This is a genomic window from Streptomyces sp. NPDC102258 (assembly GCF_055584685.1).
Genome location: NZ_JBVJLO010000072.1, coordinates 1 through 1,848, shown reverse-complemented (window position 1 = coordinate 1,848; position 1,848 = coordinate 1). Strand labels below are relative to the sequence as shown.

The 1,848-nt window shown below is 69.1% G+C and carries 1 protein-coding gene; it reads right to left on the bottom strand.

Going from position 1 to position 1,848, the window contains the following annotated elements; all coding sequences use genetic code 11:
• Window positions 1-844, bottom strand: an 844-nt coding sequence (locus ACZ6ZT_RS35185; protein WP_469724515.1) for a S8 family serine peptidase, incomplete at its 3' end; no start/stop codon positions are given.
• Window positions 845-1,848: the final 1,004 nt, after the last annotated feature.

The window sequence follows — 1,848 nt, the reverse complement described above, 5'->3', positions numbered from 1 at the left end:
TGTTCAGCAGGACTCGGAGGATCTGGTTGTTCGTCCAGTCCGGGTGAACCGACCAGAGGAGGGCCGCGGAGGCGGATGCGAGGGCGGAAGCGTCACTGGTGCCATGGCTTACACAGACTTCCGACTTGTCCTCGCAGGCAGCGTAGATGTCGATTCCGGGGGCGGACATGTCCACCTGAGGGCCGCGCTCCGACTCCTGGGTGACACCGCCGTCAGGACCGATCGCCCCGACACCCACCACGCCCGGCGTCGCCGCGGGATATTTGACGTCGTTGAGCCCCTCCGCGTCATTCCCGACGCCTGCGAAAATCAGCTTCCCTTTCGAAAGGGCGTACTTCACCGCATCGAGCCGCGCAGGATCCTCATCGTCAAGACCCAGGGAGATGTTGATGATCTTTGCATCGGAGTCCGCGGCATAACGGATCGCTTGCGTCACGCCCGGGTACATGGCGTTGTTCTCGATCGGGACCCGGATCGGGAGGACCTTCGCGCCCGGTGCCAAACCGATGGCCCCGTCGCCGCTGGGGTGCTTCCCCGTTCCGACCATTACCGCCGCAATGGTTGTGCCGTGCTTGTCGTAGTCGGTGCGTTCGTCACCCTCCTGCGACGTGGCGAGGTCCTTACCCGGGAGGACCTGCCCCTCCAGTTCAGAAACCCGCCCCACACCGGTGTCGATGACCGCGATGATGACGCCCTTGCCCGTGCTGGTCTTCCAGATGTCGTCGGCTTTCATGGCGTCGAGGTGCCATTGCTTCTCGCGGATCGTCTGCGCATGCGCAGGGGTCGCGGCGACCCCGGCCAGCAGCAGACCCACCAGGGCCGAGGTCGCCTTGCGCATACGCATCCCGTGCAACGTCCGTTCCGCTCAGTCGATCACCGGCGGGACGACACGACGGTCGCCCTGCCAGGTCTCTTCGTCCTCGGCCAAGTAATCGGGGCGTGCGCCGCCCTGGTTCCCACGCCGCCCGGGCGCCGGAGCGGACGCACCCGCGCCGGCATGACCCATCCGCCCACCGGCCGCGCCGGACCCCGATCCGTTGCGCACAAGACCGGAGCCACCCTGCGTGAACGGCTGACCGCCCGCACCCGCCTGGCGTCCGCCGACAACGCCACCCGGCTCTGTCGCCAGTCGGCGCCCCACCGGGGAACCACCCCGCGGACCCTGCGAGCCGCCGCCGACGCCACCACCTATCGAGCCACCCAGCCCCCGGCCACCCGACTGCGCACCCTCCCCGCCGATCACGGTGCCACGAGGGATCCCAGCACCAGAGGAACCAGCGGAAATGGGCTTACCGCCCACAATGCCGCTATCGCGCGGAGGAAGGCCGACCTTGCCGCCGACACCGCCCGCCGGAGGCCTCACACCAGGCAGCTGACCACCGCCCCCCAAACCGGGAACTCCACGGGCCGGAGGAAGCGTCAGCGGAGGCATAGGCGGCAGCGGGCTGGGACCCCCACCACCCGGAACAACAGGGCCGCCGCCACCGGGCAAGCCGGTGACCGGCGGCAGCGTCTTGTCCGGAAGCGTCGCCACCTGGTCCAGGCCCACGCCGACCGCCCGGTCCGGAAGAACCGGCGTCGGCCCAGTCCCCGGCGTGGGCGCCAAGGTGCCACTGCCACCCCCAGAAGGCTGGTGGGCCGAGACTGTGCCAGGTCCGGACGAAGAGCCGCCGTTCGAGGCCGAGGGCAGGGAGGAGGCACCGCTTCCCCCCGGACCACCGCTGCCACCGTGGCTGGTCTCACGGTCTACATGGTGACCACCGACGATGCCAGGGGGATTGAACACCACCGGTGGCGGCGGGAAGGTCGGGATCTCCGCCTTGTTCATCTGCGTCGTCGACGCCTCAT